Below are 17,961 nucleotides of genomic sequence, written 5' to 3' on the forward strand. Positions count from 1 at the left end.
CATCACAGCATCCCCTTGGTCGAGGGCAGCGCCGCGCCCTCGCGGCGCAGCGCCTGGCGCAGGGCGCGCGCCAGCGCCTTGAAGCAGGCTTCGACCTTGTGGTGGTCGTTGTCGCCGCGCACGCTCAAGTGCAGGTTCAGCCCGGCGGCGTCGCACAGCGAGCGGAAGAAGTGCGGCACCAGCTCGGTGGGCATGTCGCCGACCCGCTCGCGCTTGAACTCGCCTTCGAACACGAAGTACGGGCGCCCGCTGAAATCCAGCGCGGCGCTGGCCAGGGTCTCGTCCATCGGCAGGGTGAAGCCGTAGCGGCCGATGCCGCGCTTGTCGCCCAGCGCCTGCCGCAGCGCCTGGCCCAGCGCCAGGCCGGTGTCCTCGATGGTGTGGTGTTCGTCGATGTGCAGGTCGCCCTCGGCACGCACGTCCAGCGCGAAACCACCGTGCTTGCCGATCTGCTCGAGCATGTGGTCGAAGAACGGCAGGCCGGTGGCGCAGTGCGGGTCGCGCGCCAGGTCCAGGTCGAGTTCCACCGCGATGCGGGTTTCCTTGGTGTCGCGCTGCACCCGCGCACGCCGCGGTGCATCGGCCAGCTCGTGAGCGATGCCGGCCCAGTCCCATTCGCCGCCGAATTGCGCGGTGCGCAACTGGAAGCCGCGGATGCGCAGGTTCTCGGCGAACTGGATGTCGGTGACACGGTCGCCGACCATCGCCGAGCGCGCCCAGTCGATGCTGCGGTCCTGCAGGTACGGCAGCATCAGGCCGATGCCGGGCTTGCGCGTGGGCGCATTGTCGGCCGGCCAGCTGCGGTCGACCAGCACCTCGCGGAACACGATGCCCTGGCTGGCGAAGATCTGCAGCATCAGGTCGTTGGGGCCGTCGAAGGCGGCCTGCGGATAGGCCTCGCTGCCGAGGCCGTCCTGATTGGTGACGATGACGAACTGGTAGCCGGCGTCGCGCAGCTTGAGCATGGCCGGGATCACGCCCTGCACGAAGCGCAGCTTCTCGTAGGCGTCGATCTGGAAATCGGCCGGCTCCTCGATCAGGGTGCCGTCGCGGTCCACGAACAGGATCGGGGTCATGCCGCCGCTCTCCACGCCTGCAGCGCGCCGAGCACGCGCTGGTTCTGCGCCGGCGTCCCCAAGGTGATGCGCAGCGCATCGCCCAGGCCAGGCGCGGCGCGCTGGTCGCGCACCACCACCCCGGCAGCCAACAGCGCCTGGAACGCGCCCTCGGCGTCGTCGAAGCGCAGCAGCAGGAAATTGCCCTGCGACGGATACACCTGGCGCACGCCCGGCAGCGCGGCCAGCGCCGCCTGCATGCGCGTGCGCTCGGCGCGCACTTCCTGCACCCGCGCCGCGGTCTGCCGCAGCGGTTCGGGCTGCAGCGCGGCCAGCGCCAGTTGCGTGCACGGCGCCGGGATCGGATACGGCGCCTGGCAGCGCCGCAGCACCGCGATCAGCGCCGGATCGGCGATCACGCAACCGATCCGCGCCGCCGCCAGCGCATGTGCCTTGGACAGCGTGCGCAGCACCGCCAGATTGGCGTGCCGCGCCAGCAAGGTCGTGGCCGAGGCTTCGTCGGAAAACTCGCCATAGGCTTCGTCGACCACCAGCACCGCACGGCCCTGCAGGCGCTCGGCGGCGCGCTCGATGTCGGCCAGCGCGATCGCCGCGCCGCCGGGGTTGCCCGGCGAACACAGGAACACCAGCTTGGCCATCTGGCTCAGCGCGGCGTCCACCACCGCGTCCACGTCGGTGAGCAGGCCGTCGGTCGTATCGCGCAGCGGCACCTCGACCACGCGCGCATTTTGCAGCCGCGCGCACACCGCGTACATGCCGAACACCGGCGGGGTGATGACGATGGCGTCGCGGCCCGGCTCGCACAGGGCACGCAGCAGCAGATCGATCGCCTCGTCGCTGCCGCGGCCGAGCAGCACCTGTTCCGGGGCGCAGGCGTACAACTGCGCCAGTGCGGCGCGCAGCGCCGGCGGCTGCGGGTCGGGATAGCGGCGATTGGCGGCTTCGCCATCGGCGGCGTTGGCCCAGGCCGACTCGTTGGCATTGAGCCAGATGTCGCCCTGCAGCGCGCTGCTGCGTGCGGACGAGTAGCCGGCGAAGTCGCGCAGGTCCGGGCGGACCAGCGCCAGCACGGCGCGCGCATCGGAGGCCGCGCTCATGCCGCCTTCTCCATGCGCAGCGCCACCGCATTGGCGTGCGCGTCCAGGCCCTCGGCACGCGCCATCAGCACCGCGCAGCCGCCGATGGTGGCGATGCCGGCAGCGCTGGCGCTCTGCACGCTGACGAAATTCTGGAAGCTGGCCACGCTCACGCCGCTGTAGGCGCGCGCCGCGCCGCTGGTCGGCAGCACGTGGTTGGTACCGCTGCAGTAATCGCCCAGCGCCTCGGGGGTGTAGTCGCCGAGGAACACCGAGCCGGCGGCCTCGACGCGGTCCAGCCAGTCGCGCGGCGCGCGCAGCGCCAGGATCAGGTGTTCCGGGGCGTAGCGGTTGCTGATGGCGAAGGCGTCCTCCAGCGTATCAACGCGGATCAGCCGCGACGCGGCCAGCGCCTGCCGGGCGATCGCCGCGCGCGGCAGCGTCGCCAGCTGCCGCTCCAGCTCGTTCTCCACCGCCTCGATCAACGCGGCGCTGTCGGACAGCAGCAGCACCTGCGAATCGGGACCGTGCTCGGCCTGCGACAGCAGGTCGGCGGCGACGAAGGCGGCATCGGCGCCGGCGTCGGCGATCACCAGCACCTCGGACGGACCGGCCGGCATGTCGATCGCCGCCGCGCCGGCCTGCGCCACCTGCTGCTTGGCCTCGGTGACGTAGCTGTTGCCGGGGCCGAACAGCTTGTCGCAGGACGGCACGGTCTCGGTGCCGAAGCCCATCGCCGCGATGGCCTGGGCGCCGCCGAGCTTGAACACCCGGTCGACCCCGCACAGCGTCGCCGCGACCAGCACCGCCGGGTCGGCCGAGCCGTCGGCGCGCGGCGGCGTGCACAGCACCACCTCGCGGCAGCCGGCCAGTGCCGCCGGCACGCACAGCATCAGCGCGGTCGACGGCAGCGGTGCGCTGCCGGCCGGCACGTACAGGCCGACCCGCCCGATTGGCCGCACCACGCGCTCGCAGACCACGCCCGGCGCGGTCTCGACCGCGTACGGCTGCGCCATGCCGGCGCGGTGGAACGTGTCGATCCGCGCCGCCGCCTCGGCCATCGCCGCGCGCAGCGGCGCCGGCACCGCGGCCTCGGCGGCGGCGAACTCCTCGGCGCTCACTTCGAAGGTGTCCAGCACCACGCCGTCGAAGCGCGCGGTGAGTTCGCGCAGCGCGCTGTCGCCGCGGCTGCGCACCGCATCCAGCACCTGCGCCACGGCGCTGCGGGTCTGGTCGGCGACGCGCTGCACCGGCCGGGTCAGCGCCTGGGTGCGCTCCTGCGCGTCGAGCGCGCTCCACTCCAATCGATTCATGCCAGCGACCGCTCCACCGTCAAGACCATCAACCCCTGCGCGCCTGCGCGCTCCAGTTCCTCCATGCGCTGCCAGGTGATGGCCCCATGGCACATGGTCTGCAATTGCAGCGGGCCGTCGGCGTCGCCGGGCAGTTGCACCAGCGGTTCGGCATCGGGCAGCAGCCGCGCCAGGTCGGCGACCCGCTCGCGCGCGGCGCGGAACATCAGCAGCTTGCTGTCGCGCAGCTTGAGCACGCCGTCGAGCCGGCGCAGCAGCATCGCCGCCAGGCCCGCGCGGGCGTCGGCCGGTTCGCGCACCGGACCGGCCAGCACCGCCTCGCTCTCCAGCAGCGTCTCCACCGGCTTGAGCTGGTTGGCGGCCAGGGTGGCGCCGCTGGACACCAGATCGCAGATCAGGTCGGCGGTGCCCAGGCGCGGCGCGATCTCCACCGAACCGGACAGCTCCACCACCTGCGCGGCGATGCCGCGCGCGTCCAGCCAGTCGGCCAGCACCGCCGGGTAGCTGGTGGCGATCCGCAGCCCCTGCACTTGTTGCGGGCCACTCCACTCCCAGCTCTCCGGCACCGCCAGCATCAGCCGGCATTGCCCGAAGTTCAGCCCGCGCAGGGCGCGATACGCCTCCGGCAGGCCATTGCGGCGGCGCTCGCCGGCCTGCTCGTCGAGTTCGTTGCGGCCGACGATGCCGAAGTCGCACACGCCATCGGCGATCAGGCCGGGGATATCGTCGTCGCGCACCAGCAGCAGGTCCACCGGCAACGATTCGCCGTAGCAGAACAGCTTGTCACGGCTCTCGCGCCAGCTCAGCCCGCAGGCGGCCAGCACCGCACGGGCCGGCTCGGCCAGGCGGCCACTCTTCTGGATCGCGATACGCAGCCGGTCGCGGGCCGGTGCTGCCAGGGAAGCACTCATCAGGACATCTCAGTGGGAATCGGAGGGGCGCGCCGCCTGCCGGCGCAGCGCCGCGGCATAGCCGCCGGCGCCGTATTCCAGCGTCCGTGCGACACGGCCGATGGTGGTGACGCTGACCTGGGTCAGGTCGTGGATCTCGCGATACGGCACGCCCTTGAGCAGCAGCGGCACCACCCGCCAGCGGTCCGCCATCGCCTCCAGCTCGGCCGGCGTGCACAGGTCCTGCAGGAACGCCGCCACTTCCTGCGGCTTGCCGAGCTGGGCCAGGGTGCGCGCCAACGCCTTGAACGAGGCGTCGCTGGCACGGTCTTCTGCAGGGGCGGGGCGTTGTTTCATTGCGCTAATGTAATAGCATGCTATTACAAGGTCAAGTTTGCGCGGCTGGCGCGGTTCAGCCGTTCGGCGCTGCAGCCTGCCGCCCTGCCCCAGGCGCCCCTCTCTCGCACGCGCTGCGGAAGATGGCGCCTTCGGTCTGTGGAAGGCCGGCGCGGCGACCATTAGGATCGGCACGCCCCCCCCGCTGGAGCACCGCATGCGCCACACCTGGCTTGCCGGTCTTGCCCTATGCCTGGCGACGCATGCACTGGCGCAGCCGCCGGCTCCGACAGCACCCGCCCACGTGAGTGCCAGCGATACCGAGGTCGCCGCGCAAGGGCTGCCGATCCGCTCCAGCGCCCAGCTCGAGGCCTACCTGCGCGCGCACGCCGGCCAGCGCACGCCGCTGGACGCACTCACCCCCGGCGCCCGCGAACGCTTCCTCGACGGCTTGGTCTTCGGGCGCAACGGCCTGGGTGGATTCGACACACAGGACCTGCCGCAACTCACCCGCGCCCAAGGCCGCGCTCTGCTGGCCCTGTTCGGAGTGGAGCGCTACGCCGAGACCTTGCCGCGCTGGGCGACGCAGCCGCGCGCCAGCGCTGCTGCCGCCCGGATCGGCGACCTGGAGCGCCGCTACAACCGCTACAACCGGGCGCTGCACGGCCTGGGCCGCACTGGGCGCGATCCATGGCCCGCATTGCGCAGCGCGCTGCCCGAAACCTTCGACCGCAGCGCCACCGCGCCGTTGGACGATGCCGCACTGGAACTGCTGTACCGGGCGCTGGTCGCCACCTACGCGCTGCGCCCCAACCCCGCGGGACTCGACGCCCAGCTGCAGGTGCTGGCGCAGTTGCGGCGCCGCGGCCAGGCCAGTGCGGCGCAGGTGGATGCCGCCGGTCATGCGCTGCTGCTGGCGCATCGTGTGGAGGACGCACGGCGCGTGCTGGCCGATGGCGGCAGCGCCGAGTGGCCACACTGGCTGCGCTTCGACGACCGCCTGGGCTCCGGCACGCACGGACCAACGCTGTGGTCGCTGGACGCCGACGGCCGCACCCTGCACCGGCAGCGGATCGATCTGCGGCCAACCCAGATCCTGGTCACCGCCGGCTGCCATTTCGCGGCCGACGCCGCACGCGCCATCGCCGCCGATCCCGAACTGGGGCCGGTATTCCGCCGCCATGCGCGGTGGCTGGCGCTGCCGCCCGGCAGCGAGGACATGGATGCGCTGCGCGCCTGGAACCGCGCGCAACCGCAGACACCGCTGCACCCGCTCTACGACGTGGCGGAATGGCCGCTGCTGCCACGCGAATGGCGCATGCCGACGTTCTTCCTGGTGCGCGACGGCAAGGTCGTCGCGCAGTTGCAGGGCTGGCCGGCGGACGCTGCCGCGCAGCGGCGTGCACTGAAGGCGATGCTGCAGGGTGCGGGCCTGCTGTAGCCCGGCTGGGGGATCAGCCACGGCCGGGTTTACCGGCCATGCTGGTCGCGGCTGAAGCCGCTCCTACGAGAATCTTGCAGAGCGCGGCGGCCATCGCCGGCCGTCGCCACCAGACTCAGGCCATCACCTTGGCCTGCTCCAGTTCCACCTGCAGCGTGCTGGCCAGTTCGTCGCGGGCGACCTCGAACTGCTGCTCGCGCAGCAGGTCCTTGACCGCGACCACACCGCGCGCCAGTTCGTCGTCGCCGGCCAGCACCACGAAGCGGATGCCGGCGCGGGCCGCGTACTGGAACTGCTTGCCGATCTTCTTCGGCTCCATCTGCACTTCGGTGTTGATCCCGCCGGCGCGCAGCCGCCGCGCGATGTCCAGCGCGTCGTCGAGCTTGGCCTCGTCCATCAGCGCCACCATCGCCTGCACGCTGCTGGCGGCGATGCCGTCGATCAGCCCGGCCTCACGCAGCTGCCAGAACAGCCGGGTCAGGCCGATGGAGATGCCCACGCCGGGCAGTTTGGACTTGCTGTAGTGGCTGGCCAGATCCTCGTAGCGGCCGCCCGAGCAGATCGAACCGATCTGCGGGTAGTCGGTCAGCAGGGTCTCGTAGACGGTGCCGGTGTAGTAGTCCAGGCCGCGGGCGATGGAGAAATTCAGGCAGTACGCGCTCTCCGGCACGCCCAGCGCCTTGACCAGGGCCAGCACCTCGCGCAGTTCGGCCACGCCCTCGCGCAAGATCGCGCTGGACGCGGCATCGGCCTCCAGCGCCTGCAGCCGCGCCAGCGCATCGGCATGGCCGCTGGAGCGCACCGCGACGAAGTCGAGGATGCGCTGCACCTGCTCGGCGGGAATGCCGAAGCCCTCGCCGGCCAGCGTCTCGCGCACGTAGTCGGCGCCGCGCTTGTCCAGCTTGTCGACCTCGCGCAGCACCGCGAGCTGGCGCTCGCCTTCGGCCACGCCCAGGCTCTCGAAGAAGCCGCGCATCAGCTTGCGGTTGTTCAACTGCACGGCGAAATCGCCGATGCCCAGCTCGGCGAACACCGCGTGGATCACCGCCAGCACCTCGGCGTCGTAGCGGATGCTCAGCGCGTCCTTGCCGATCACGTCGATGTCGCACTGGTAGAACTCGCGGAAGCGGCCGCGCTGGGCACGCTCGCCGCGGTACACCCGCTGCATCTGGTAGCGGCGGAACGGGAAGCTCAACTCGTGCTCGTGCTCGGCCACGTAGCGGGCCAGCGGCACGGTCAGATCGAACCGGAGGGCCAGTTCCGGCAGCCCGCCCTCGCCGCCCTCGGCCGCGGCATTGGCCAGCGCGCCGGTGGACTGCACGAAATACACCTGGCGCTCGGTCTCGCCGCCGGACTTGGTCAACAGCACGTCGGACAACTCGAACACCGGCGTCTCCACCGGCAGGAACCCGAACCGCTCGTAATTGCGGCGGATGACGTCCAGCATGCGCTGGAACGCGATCTGCTCGCGCGGCAGCAATTCCATGATGCCGGGCGGCGTACGGGGCTTGATCACGTGCGGAACTCCTGCGATTCGGGGGCGAGCGGGACGCCAATTCTAGCCGCACCGGCCACGCCCGGCCGCATCGGCGTATCATTCGCGGGTGCCGAAGCCGCTGCCATGCCCATGAACAGGCCTCCTTCCGGATTCGCCCTGCCCTACGCCGAACCGGCCGCCCCGCGCGCGCCGCGCGGCAACGAATGCCTGCACTGCGCGGTCCGCCACCTGGCGATCTGCTCGGCGCTGGCCTGCGACGAGGTGCAGGCGCTGGAACGGGTCACCACCTCGCTGACCTATCCCGCCGGCGCCACCCTGGCGCGCACCGGCGAGGCGCGGCAGGCGGTCTATACCGTCACCGCCGGCGCGCTGCGCCTGGTCCGTACCCTCGCCGACGGGCGCCGCCAGGTGGCCGGTTTCGTCCTGCCCGGCGACTACGTCGGCCTGAGCGAATCGGCCAGGCATCGCCACGACATCGAAGCCATCGCCGACAGCCGGGTGTGCCGGGTGTCGGTGGCACAGATGCAGCAGTTGCGCGCCCAGTTCCCGCAGTTGGAGCGCAAGCTGCTGCAGCGCGCCTGCCTGGAACTGGACGCGGCCCAGGACGCGGCGCTGGCGCTGGCGCGGCTGCAACCGGCCGAGAAGCTGGCCGACTTCCTGCTCAAGCTGGCCGCCCGTGCGGCGCGCCAGGGCGATGCCGGCAACAAGGTGGTGCTGCCGATGGGCCGCGGCGACATCGCCGACCATCTCGGCCTGACCATGGAGACGGTCAGCCGCACCTTCACCAAGCTGCGCCAGCAGGGCCTGATCGCGCTGCCGCAACTGCACGTGGTCGAGATCCGCGACTTTGCCGCGCTGCACCGGCTGGCGTCGGACGAAGACTGAGCGGGTCGCGGCGGCGATTTTTTCGCCATGCTGCCGCACGCGCCGACGCCGCGCGGCGTCCAGCCACTTATCCACAGGATTCCAGAACAACGCTCCACACCGGATGTGGACAACCTCGCCGCGCCGGCCGAGGCCGCGGACACCAAGTGCCAGCGCGGCAACCGCCTTGCCAGCTCTGAACGCTTCAGCCAGTCATCGCGGCGGCGACGCCCAGCCGGCATAGACTGCGTGCGCAACACACCTGCGGCGCCGCCGCGGTGCCGGTGGGGGGACTACTCGGAGGGCCAACATGGCCGTCGCCATCGAGATGCAACACGCCTCGCGCGCCTGCGTGATGCTGGACCGCGAACGCGAACTGGAGTTCTGGAAGGCGCAGTTCGCGCACAGCAGCTTCCATCAGCCCGGGTACGTCTTCCACGACTACGAGCCGGCGCTGAAACTGGCCTACGACGCCTACCTCAAGTACCACGGCCAGCGCGTGGAGGACGTGGTCGCGCAGCTGCGCGACGTGTTCCTGCGCGACCACCCGCGCTCGCGCCTGGACTGGCTGCAGGTGCGCGGCATCGTCCTGGCCGCCTGGCAGCGGCTGCAGCCGTCCGACTGAGCCACCCCGTGCGCAGGCGCGGCCGCCTGCGCACCGCTCAGCCGGCGAGCAGCCGCGCGCGCAAGGCCGCGTCGTCCGGCGCGATCGGCTCGGCCTGTGCCGGCCGCTGCAGCAACGCCGCCAAGGCCGGCGGCACCGGCACCGGCTGCCCGATCAGCGGCTCCACCACCCCTTCGAACTTGGCCGGATGCGCGGTGGCCGCCACCGCCCAATCGCCGGCGTCGGCCTCGGCGCCCTCGGCGCGCAGTTGCTGCAGCACGTGCAGCGCGGTGGCGGTATGCGGGCAATGCACCTCGCCGTAGCGGCGGAAGCGTTCGCCAATGGTCTGGCGGATCTGCGCATCGTCCACCGAGTAGGCCTGGAACTGGGTGCGCAGCGTGGCGTCGTCGCCCTGGTACAGCCAGCGCAGCCGCTCGACGTTGCTCGGCGCGCCGACGTCCATCGCATTGGCCAGGGTCGCCACGCTGGGCTGCGGCGCATAGTCGGCGCCGGCGAAGAAGTCGGGCAGCACGCGGTTGGCATTGGTCGCCAGCACGATCCGGCCCAGCGGCACGCCCAAGGCGCGCGCCAGGATCGCGGCCAGCGCATTGCCCAGATTGCCGGTGGGCACCACCAGGTTCAGCGGCTGCGCATGCGCGGCATGGTGCTGCAGCGCTGCGTGCGCGTAGTAGCTCATCTGCGGCAGCAAGCGCCCCAGGCTGATGCTGTTGGCCGAACTCAACGGCGCCTGCGCCTGCAGATCGGCATCGTTCAGCGCCTGCTTGACCAGCGCCTGGCAATCGTCGAAGGAGCCGGCCACGCGCAAGGCGTGGATGTTGTCGCCGAAGCAGCCGAGTTGGTGCGCCTGCCGCGGCGACACGCGCCCGTCCGGATACAGCACCACCACGCGCAGCCCGGGCTGGCGATGGAACGCGGCCGCGACCGCGGCGCCGGTGTCGCCGGAGGTGGCGACGAGGATGGTCAGCGGCGTCGCCGCGCCACGCCGCAGCCGGGTCAGGCAGGCGGCCAGGAAGCGCGCGCCGAAGTCCTTGAACGCGGCGGTCGGCCCATGGAACAGCTCAAGCGCATGGTCGCCGGGGGTGGCCAGCGGCTGCAGCGGCGCGGCGAAATCGAAGGCCTCGGCGCAGATGGCCGGCAGTTCCGGGGCCAGGGCGTCGCCTTCGAAGAACGGCGCCAGCAGCTCCGCGGCGGTCTCGGCGAGGCTGGCACCGGCGCGCAGGTCGCGCGCGGCGGGCATGCGCTCGGGCACGTACAGGCCGCCATCGGGCGCGAGGCCGGCGGCGATGGCCTGGCTGAGCGAGACGGGGGGTGCGGCGTGACGGGTGGAAATGAAGTTCATGGGGGTTCCGGTGGCAGGGAAATTCGGTCGCACTGGCATTCTTGGATTTGGCTCTAGCTGTTGCTGTTGCTGTTGCTGTTGCTCTAGCTGTTGCTGTCGCTTTGGCTGTTGCGCTTCTGCTTCACCCGGGGGCCCCTCGGCGCGGCAGCCACGGCGGGCGAATACCCGAAGGGCGACGCGCAGGATGCGCGTCGTTTTTCGCCGGCACATGGATGTGCCGTCGAAAAATGCCCGTCGTGGCTGCGGACCCGGAGCGCGCAGCGCGGAGGGCGCGCTGCGGGGTGTGCTTGACCAGCCTTCGGCTGTGGTAAAGCGCTTCTTTTGGTTACTTTTCTTTGCACAAGCAAAGAAAAGTGACCCGCGTTAGCGGAAGCTGTTGCTTTGATGCTCTGCGTAACAGCGGCTTCAGGCGCGACATAGACCGACAGGCGGAGCATCTGTCGCGGCTGAAGCCGCTCCTACAAGTTCCGCTCGTCCGACACGCAAAAATCAAGCAACAGCAACAGCTTTCGCCTTGCGGCGAGTTACTTTTCTTTGCTCGCGCAAAGAAAAGTAACCAAAAGAAACGCTTTACCACAGCCGAAGGCTGGTCAAGCGCGCCCTGCCTCGCGCCCTCCGCGCTGCGCGCTCCGGGTCCGCGTCCAGCACGGGGATCCGCGGAAGGGGCATCCTGCCCCTGCCGCGGACGGCGTACATTCCTGTGCGCCGCCCTTCGGGTGTTTCCCCGCACTGGCCGCCGCTTCGGAAGGGAACCCGGTACGGCAACAGCAACAACAAGAGCAACAACAAGAGCAACAACCAGAGCAACAACCAGAGCAACAACAACGACAACAGCTACTGCGACAGCAAAAGAAAAAGCAAATTCGAAATCGGCAACAGCAACAGCAACAAAAGCGGCAGTGGCATTAGCGGCAGTTGCGGCATTAGCGGCAGCAACAAAGGCGTCGACGCGCCGCGCCAACACGCCGCTACAGCAACGTCGCACCCGGACACTGCAACGGCGAGACCCAGTGCTGGCTGCCGAAGCCGGCATCGGCAAAGGCCGCCTGCACAGCGGGCGCCGCGGCCTCGGCCTCGGCGCGGGTGGCGAACCAGGCGAAGACGCTCGGGCCGGCGCCGGAAATGCCCGCGCCCATCGCCCCCGCCGCCAGCGCCGCCGCCTTGGCCGCGTCGAAACCGACGATCAGCGGCGCGCGGCGCGGCTCGATCAACACGTCGTGCAAGCCGGCGCGCACCAGCGCCTCGTCGCCGGCATGGCAACCCGCCAGCACCAACGCCAGATTCGCGCTCTGCGCCACGAACTCGCCGAGCCGGTAATCCCCGGCCAGCGCTGCGCGCGCGTGGCGCGTCTCCAGCGTCGCGTCCGGGTGCACCAACAGGCTGTGCCAGCCGCTCGGCACCGGCACCGGCACCAGCCGCTCCAGCGTCGACAGCACCAGCCCGCCCAGCAGCATCGGGCCGAGGTTGTCGCCATGGCGGCTGCCACTGGCCACTGCCTCGCCATCCAGCGCATAGCGATATAGCTGATCGCGCGACAGCGGCGCGGCGAGCAAGGCGTTGGCCGCCACCAGCGCGGCCACGCACGAGGCGGCCGAGCCGCCCATGCCGGAGCTGAGCGGGATGCCCTTGTCGATCTCCAGTTCGAAGCCGAACGGCAGCGCCAAGGCCTCGCGCAGCGACATCAGGGCGGCGCCGGCGGTGTTGCGCGCCGCCTCCACCGGCAAGGCCACGGTGGTGCCGCGGATCGCGGCGATGCGCACCTCGGGGGCGTCGATGCGGCGCACCGTCACCGTGTCGCCCACGCCTTCCACCGCATAGCCCAGCAGGTCGAAGCCCACCGCCACGTTGGCCACCGAGGCCGGCGCGAACGCGCGGGCCTGCGTCGGCAGCGCAGTGGTGCCGACGGCACCGGGCGCCAGCGTCTGCATCCGGCTCACAGGCGCGCGCCCTCGCCCGCCGCCACCCGCAGCAGGTCCGCGAACACGCCGGCGGCGGTCACTTCCGGGCCGGCGCCCGGCCCCTGCACCACCAGCGGATTGTTGCAGTAGCGGCGGGTGGTGAACTGCACCACGTTGTCGGTCAGGCGCAGGTTGGCGAAGGCATGGTCGGCCGGCAGTTCCACCAGGCCGACGCTGGGCGCATGGCCCGGCGCCAGCCGCGCCACGTAGCGCAGCACGCAGCCGCGCCCCTTGGCCGCCTGCAGGCGCTGCGCGAACGCGGCATCGACTTCGTGCAGGCGCGCCATGAAATCGTCCACGCTGGCCTGGCGCAGGGCTTCCGGCACCAGACTCTCCACCGCCACGTCTTCCAGGCTCAGCTCGTGCCCGGCCTCGCGCGCCAGGATCACCAGCTTGCGCGCCACGTCGGTGCCGGACAGGTCGTCGCGCGGGTCCGGTTCGGTGTAGCCCATGCCGCGCGCCTCGGCCACCAGGTGCGAGAACGGCACGCTGCCGTCGTACTTGTTGAACAGCCAGGCCAGGGTGCCGGAGAAGATGCCTTCGATCGCGGTGACAGCGTCACCGGTATCGACCAGGTCGCGCAAGGTGGTGATCACCGGCAGGCCGGCGCCGACCGTGGCCTCGTAGCGGAAACGCGCGCCGCTGGCGGCGGCCGCGGCGCGGATGGCGTGGAAGCGCGGCAGCGGCCCGGCGCCGGCCTGTTTGTTCGGGGTCACCACGTGGATGCCGGCGGCCAGCCAGCCGGCATAGCGGTCGGCGACGTCGGCGCTGCCGCTGCAGTCGATGATCACCGCATGCGGCAGATGTGCCGACAGCAGGTGCGCGGTGAACGCGTCCAGATCGGTCGGCTGCGGGCCGGCGGCCAGCGCCTGCCGCCAGTCGCCGGCGAAGGCGCGCGGCTCCAGCCGCATCGTGCTGCGCGAGGCGACCGCGCGCAGGCGCAGGTCGAGGTTGGCCTTGGCCAGCAGGTGCGGCTGCGCTGCGCGCAACTGGTCCAGCAGCGCGGCACCGACGTTGCCTGGGCCGATCACGCCGACCGAGAAGGTCTGCGGCGACAGCCAGAAGCCGGCATGCGCGGCGCGCAGCGCCTTGGTCGCATGGGCGCTGTCGATGGCCACGGAGATGTTGCGCTCGGACGAGCCCTGCGCGATCGCCAGGATGTTGACCTGGGCGCGGCCCAGCGACTCGAACAGGCGCGCGGCCACGCCAGGCTGCCCGGTCATGCCATCGCCGACCGCGGCCAGCACGCTGATGCCGGTGGTCAGTTGCACGCGCTGCACCTGACCGACGACCAATTCGTGCGCGAACGCGGAAAGCACCGCGTCACGCGCGCGCTCGGCCTCGTTCTGCCGCACCACGCAGCAGATGGAATGTTCGGACGAGCCCTGCGAGATCATCACCACCGACACCCGCGCGTTGCGCAATGCGGCGAACACCCGCTCTGCGGTACCGGGCACGCCGATCAGACCGGTGCCTTCGAGGTTGAGCACAGCCAGGTCCGGGCTCAGGGTCAGCCCCTTGATCGGGCCACTGGTGGCGCTGCTGGCGGTGATGCGGGTGCCCGGATGCTCGGGCTGGAAGGTGTTGCGGATGATGATCGGCAGGCCGCGCTCGATCGCCGGCGACATGGTCTGCGGGTGCACCACCTTGGCGCCGAAATACGCCAGTTCGCACGCTTCGTCGTAGCTGAGCGTCTCCAGTTGCACCGCTTCGGGCACCACCCGCGGATCGGCCGACAGCACACCGTCGACATCGGTCCAGATGTGCAACTCGGCGGCGTCGAACAGCGCGGCGAAGATCGCGCCGGAGTAGTCGCTGCCGTTGCGGCCGAGCGTGGTGATGCGGCCGGCGCGGTCGCGGGCGACGAAGCCGGTGACCACGATGCGCCGCTGCGGATGCTGCGCGCGCCACTGCGCCAGGCGCTGCGCGCTGACCTCCCAGTCCACGTCCACGCCCAGCTCGCCGCGATCGACCACCAGCACCTCGCGCGCGTCCAGCACCGCGCAGTCCTCGCCCAGCGCCCGCAGGTGGTCACCCAGCAGCTGCGCCGAGTACACCTCGCCCAGGCCCTGCACGCGGTCCAGCACTTCCCGCGGCAACTCGCCGATCACCGCCAGCGCAGCGAGGATCTCGGCCAGGTGCTCGAAGCGCGCGTCCAGCCATTCCACCGTGGCGCCGGCGTGCTCGCCCAGCAACGCGACCGCGGCGGCGCGATGGCGCGCGCGGGTCTCGTGCCAGCGTTCGCGCCAGTCCCCATGGCCGCGCGCGGCCAGTTCGGCCAGGCCGATCAAGGCGTCGGTGACGCCCTTCATCGCCGAGACGACGGTGACCTGGAGACGCTCCGGGCGCGCCAACAACAGCTGCGCGACATGGCGATAGCGTTCGGCATCGGCCACCGAGGTGCCGCCGAACTTGTGCACGACGGTGGCGGCGGCGAGCGCGGGATCGACGGCGGAATCAGGCGGAGCGGCGACAGCGGGAGCGGCGGCGGGGGACGACATGGGAGACCTCGGAGTGGAGGCCCCGCTCGCATCAGGCCGAGGGATTCCCCCGCATCCTGATCCGGGTGCGGGGCCGTGGTGTTCGACGATCAGGCGAAGACGACGGGCCGCACCGGGCGAATGGTGAGGGTGGTAATACCGGTGGTAATGCCCGCAGCGACCGCGGCCGCGTGCCGGAGCGAGCGCGGAAGCGAGATGGCGATGAGGGCGAGGACCAGAGGCATGGACGCAAGAGGACATCATGCGCCGGGGCGCTGTCAAGCACCGCGTGTGCAAGCGCAGCATCGGCCGGTCGACCGAGCAAGACGGTTGCAAAAGTGACTATCGCGAAAAGCCGCAAACCCCGGCGTTGCACCGGATCGGGCTGCTTCCTCCGCACCGGGGACACACCAGGCACGGCCCATGTCGGAGCACGCCGCACACAAGCGCGCGGCGCCCGTGGCGCCGCGCGCTTGCGCATTTTCTTACTGCTGCTTCTGATCCGCCGGCGGCGTCTGCGTCGGCTGCTGCGGATCCGGGTTGGCCGGGTCCTGCGGCGTGGTGGGCGACGTGCCGTCCTGCCCCTGCATCGTGCCTTGGCCGGCATCGGTGCCGGTGGTGCCGGTGGTGCCGGTCGCGGTGCCGCTGGCGTCGCCGCTTGTGCTGCCCGCCGGGGCCGTGCCGCCTGCCGGGGCGGTGCTGCCGCCTGCCGGGCTGCCGTCGGCCGCGGCCGGCGGGTTGGCCGCATTCGGGTCGTTGGCCGGGTGATCGCCATCGCGCTTGCACGCGGCCAGCGCGGCCAGCATCGAACCAACCAGGACCATCTTCATCGCTGTTTTCATCTGTGACTCCTGCTTCGCATAGGGGTGGAAATCGCCGCGTGCATGCCGGCAAACCGGCAATGGCGCCAAGACGACCAGGACCGCCGATGCGCGGCGGCGATCGCCCCGCCGCACTCGGTGCGGACGGGACGCTTGTAGCGGACGCGGCGGATGGGACTCCGTCATCGTCGCCGCCGCTGCGACAACCCGGGATCGCAAGGCGAGCCGTCGGGACGCCGCAGTGGCGGACGTACGCAGCCTACGCAGGACCATGCTCAGGCCGCGTCGGCGCAAGGTGTAGAGGGCGTTATTGCAGACCGGCGCGACAACGCGCGATTCAGCGTCGTAGAATCTCCGGCAGGCCAATGGCCCCGTAGCTCAGCTGGATAGAGCGGTCCCCTCCTAAGGGACAGGTCGTGCGTTCGAATCGCGCCGGGGTCACCATTCCGTTTATGCCGGCGGCCGCGACGTCGTGCCCTCAGCCCCCTTACTCGCCTATGCACGCCGTGCAGCCCCGCGCGGCGGCATGCCTGCGCGTTTTTGCGCTCGCCAGGCGCCCAGGCCGGCGGCGGCGGCCGGGCGCGTGCGGTCTGCTAAAATTGCCGGCTGCGCGTCCCGCGTCCCCCGCCTGCGGTCGCCTTCCCTGTCGCAACGAACCCAGGAGATTCCATGTCCGCTGACCTGCTCAAGGCGCTCGGCCTCGCCGCCACCAACTCCGGCACCTACCTCGGCAACGGCGAGTGGTCCAGCGCCAGCGGCGCCGGCGTGCTGCAGCCGCTCAACCCGTCGAGCAACGCCATCATCGCCGAGGTCCAGGCCACCACCGAGCAGGACTATGAGACGGTGATCGCCCGCGCCCAGGCCGCGTTCAAGGTCTGGCGCACCACCCCGGCACCGCGCCGCGGCGAGGCGGTGCGGCTGTGCGGCGAGGCGCTGCGCAAGCACAAGGACGCGCTGGGCTCGCTGGTCGCGCTGGAAATGGGCAAGAGCAAGCCGGAAGGCGACGGCGAAGTGCAGGAGATGATAGACATCGCCGATTTCGCGGTCGGCCAGAGCCGCATGCTGTACGGCTACACCCTGCACTCGGAGCGTCCGGGCCACCGCATGTACGAGCAGTACCAGCCACTGGGCTTGGTCGGCATCATCAGCGCGTTCAACTTCCCGGTCGCGGTGTGGAGCTGGAACGCGTTCCTGGCGGCGATCTGCGGCGACATCTGCATCTGGAAGCCGTCCAACAAGACCCCGCTGACCGCGATCGCGTCGATGAAGATCTGCAACGAGGCGCTGCGCGACGCCGGCTTCCCGGACATCTTCTTCCTGATCAACGATGCCGGCGTGGCCCTGTCCGAGCGCCTGGTCGAGGACACCCGCATCCCGCTGATCAGCTTCACCGGCTCCACCCAGGTCGGCCGGGTCGTCGCCGAGAAGTGCGCGCGCCGCCTGGGCCGCTGCCTGCTGGAGCTGGGCGGCAACAACGCCATCATCCTCGACGAGAGCGCCGACCTGAAGCTGGCCGTGCCCGGCATCGTGTTCGGCGCGGTCGGCACCGCCGGCCAGCGCTGCACCACCACGCGCCGGCTGATCGTGCACGAATCGATCTACGACACCGTGCTGGCGACCCTGGTCAAGGCCTACAAGCAGGTCGAAGGCAAGATCGGCGACCCGACCGACCCGGCCAACCTGATGGGCCCGCTGAACAGCCGCGGTGCGGTCGAGCAGTTCCTGGATTCCATCGCCAAGGCCAAGGCCGCCGGCGGCACCGTCGAGACCGGCGGCACCGCGCTGGACCGTCCGGGCAACTTCGTGTTGCCGGCCATCGTCACCGGCCTGAAGAACAGCGATGAGGTGGTGCAGCACGAGACCTTCGCGCCGATCCTGTACGTGATGAAGTACAGCACCCTGGACGAGGCCATCGACATGCAGAACGGCGTGCCGCAGGGCCTGTCCTCGTCGATCTTCACCCAGAACCTGAAGGCGGCGGAGAAGTTCCTGTCCGCGGCCGGCAGCGACTGCGGCATCGCCAACGTCAATATCGGCACCTCCGGCGCCGAGATCGGCGGCGCCTTCGGCGGCGAGAAGGACACCGGCGGCGGCCGCGAATCCGGCTCGGACGCGTGGAAGGTGTACATGCGCCGGCAGACCAACACCATCAACTACTCCGATTCGCTGCCGCTGGCGCAGGGCATCAAGTTCGATCTGTGATGCGGTAAGTCCGGCGGCCGCGCGCTGCGGCCGCAGATCCCT

The 17,961-nt window shown here is 70.9% G+C and carries 14 protein-coding genes and 1 tRNA gene; 5 read left to right on the forward strand and 10 right to left on the reverse strand.

Annotation, left to right across the window (positions count from 1 at the left end; all coding sequences use genetic code 11):
- Positions 1 to 2 precede the first annotated feature (2 nt).
- The 5 genes from hisB to NUG21_RS11165 are packed head-to-tail and all read right to left on the reverse strand — an operon-like array spanning position 3 to position 4,712.
- Entirely contained in the window at positions 3 to 1,076 is a 1,074-nt protein-coding gene (hisB, locus tag NUG21_RS11145; RefSeq protein WP_263390882.1) for a bifunctional histidinol-phosphatase/imidazoleglycerol-phosphate dehydratase HisB, read from the reverse strand.
- Entirely contained in the window at positions 1,073 to 2,173 is a 1,101-nt protein-coding gene (gene hisC / locus NUG21_RS11150) for a histidinol-phosphate transaminase (RefSeq protein WP_263390883.1), read from the reverse strand. The genes hisB and hisC overlap by 4 nt, the downstream gene beginning before the upstream one ends.
- The gene (gene hisD, locus NUG21_RS11155; protein WP_263390884.1) at positions 2,170 to 3,465 is read right to left on the reverse strand and encodes a histidinol dehydrogenase; all 1,296 of its coding nucleotides are present in this window, start codon (positions 3,463 to 3,465) and stop codon (positions 2,170 to 2,172) included. The genes hisC and hisD overlap by 4 nt, the downstream gene beginning before the upstream one ends.
- Entirely contained in the window at positions 3,462 to 4,376 is a 915-nt protein-coding gene (gene hisG / locus NUG21_RS11160; protein ID WP_010340765.1) for an ATP phosphoribosyltransferase, read from the reverse strand. The genes hisD and hisG overlap by 4 nt, the downstream gene beginning before the upstream one ends.
- Positions 4,377 to 4,385: 9 nt before the next feature.
- A complete protein-coding gene (locus NUG21_RS11165; RefSeq protein ID WP_263390885.1) occupies positions 4,386 to 4,712 on the reverse strand; it encodes a YerC/YecD family TrpR-related protein in 327 nt (108 codons plus the stop codon).
- Positions 4,713 to 4,995: 283 nt separating this feature from the next.
- Here NUG21_RS11165 and NUG21_RS11170 point away from each other — a divergent pair, with 283 nt between their 5' ends.
- Complete coding sequence (locus tag NUG21_RS11170) at positions 4,996 to 6,132, forward strand: hypothetical protein (RefSeq protein ID WP_263390886.1); 1,137 nt, start codon at positions 4,996 to 4,998, stop codon at positions 6,130 to 6,132.
- Between the two features lie 115 nt (positions 6,133 to 6,247).
- On the opposite strand, the gene hisS is transcribed toward NUG21_RS11170, so the two are convergent.
- A complete protein-coding gene (hisS, locus tag NUG21_RS11175; RefSeq protein ID WP_263390887.1) occupies positions 6,248 to 7,648 on the reverse strand; it encodes a histidine--tRNA ligase in 1,401 nt (466 codons plus the stop codon).
- A gap of 111 nt (positions 7,649 to 7,759) precedes the next feature.
- Between hisS and NUG21_RS11180 the strand changes: the two genes are divergently transcribed.
- Together NUG21_RS11180 and NUG21_RS11185 are read left to right on the forward strand one after the other, a co-directional pair.
- Positions 7,760 to 8,515, forward strand: coding sequence for a Crp/Fnr family transcriptional regulator (locus NUG21_RS11180; RefSeq protein ID WP_160946620.1), 756 nt, complete (start codon positions 7,760 to 7,762; stop codon positions 8,513 to 8,515).
- 289 nt (positions 8,516 to 8,804) lie between these two features.
- Positions 8,805 to 9,119, forward strand: coding sequence for a hypothetical protein (locus NUG21_RS11185; protein ID WP_160946619.1), 315 nt, complete (start codon positions 8,805 to 8,807; stop codon positions 9,117 to 9,119).
- A gap of 37 nt (positions 9,120 to 9,156) precedes the next feature.
- Here NUG21_RS11185 and thrC read toward each other — a convergent pair whose 3' ends face one another.
- From thrC to NUG21_RS11205, 4 genes are all read right to left on the reverse strand, one after another.
- Entirely contained in the window at positions 9,157 to 10,458 is a 1,302-nt protein-coding gene (gene thrC / locus NUG21_RS11190; RefSeq protein WP_263390888.1) for a threonine synthase, read from the reverse strand.
- A gap of 968 nt (positions 10,459 to 11,426) precedes the next feature.
- Entirely contained in the window at positions 11,427 to 12,386 is a 960-nt protein-coding gene (locus tag NUG21_RS11195; protein WP_263393066.1) for a homoserine kinase, read from the reverse strand.
- 5 nt (positions 12,387 to 12,391) lie between these two features.
- Positions 12,392 to 14,917: a bifunctional aspartate kinase/homoserine dehydrogenase I gene (gene thrA, locus NUG21_RS11200; protein ID WP_160946617.1), complete on the reverse strand. Its 2,526-nt coding sequence runs from the start codon at positions 14,915 to 14,917 to the stop codon at positions 12,392 to 12,394.
- 464 nt (positions 14,918 to 15,381) lie between these two features.
- A complete protein-coding gene (locus NUG21_RS11205) occupies positions 15,382 to 15,738 on the reverse strand; it encodes a hypothetical protein (protein WP_237473118.1) in 357 nt (118 codons plus the stop codon).
- 346 nt (positions 15,739 to 16,084) lie between these two features.
- Between NUG21_RS11205 and NUG21_RS11210 the strand changes: the two genes are divergently transcribed.
- Positions 16,085 to 16,161: transfer RNA gene (locus NUG21_RS11210), tRNA-Arg, on the forward strand.
- 225 nt (positions 16,162 to 16,386) lie between these two features.
- The gene (locus tag NUG21_RS11215) at positions 16,387 to 17,919 is read left to right on the forward strand and encodes an L-piperidine-6-carboxylate dehydrogenase (protein WP_263390889.1); all 1,533 of its coding nucleotides are present in this window, start codon (positions 16,387 to 16,389) and stop codon (positions 17,917 to 17,919) included.
- Positions 17,920 to 17,961: the final 42 nt, after the last annotated feature.

It is taken from the genome of Xanthomonas sp. CFBP 8445 (genome assembly GCF_025666235.1).
Lineage (GTDB): Bacteria > Pseudomonadota > Gammaproteobacteria > Xanthomonadales > Xanthomonadaceae > Xanthomonas_A > Xanthomonas_A indica.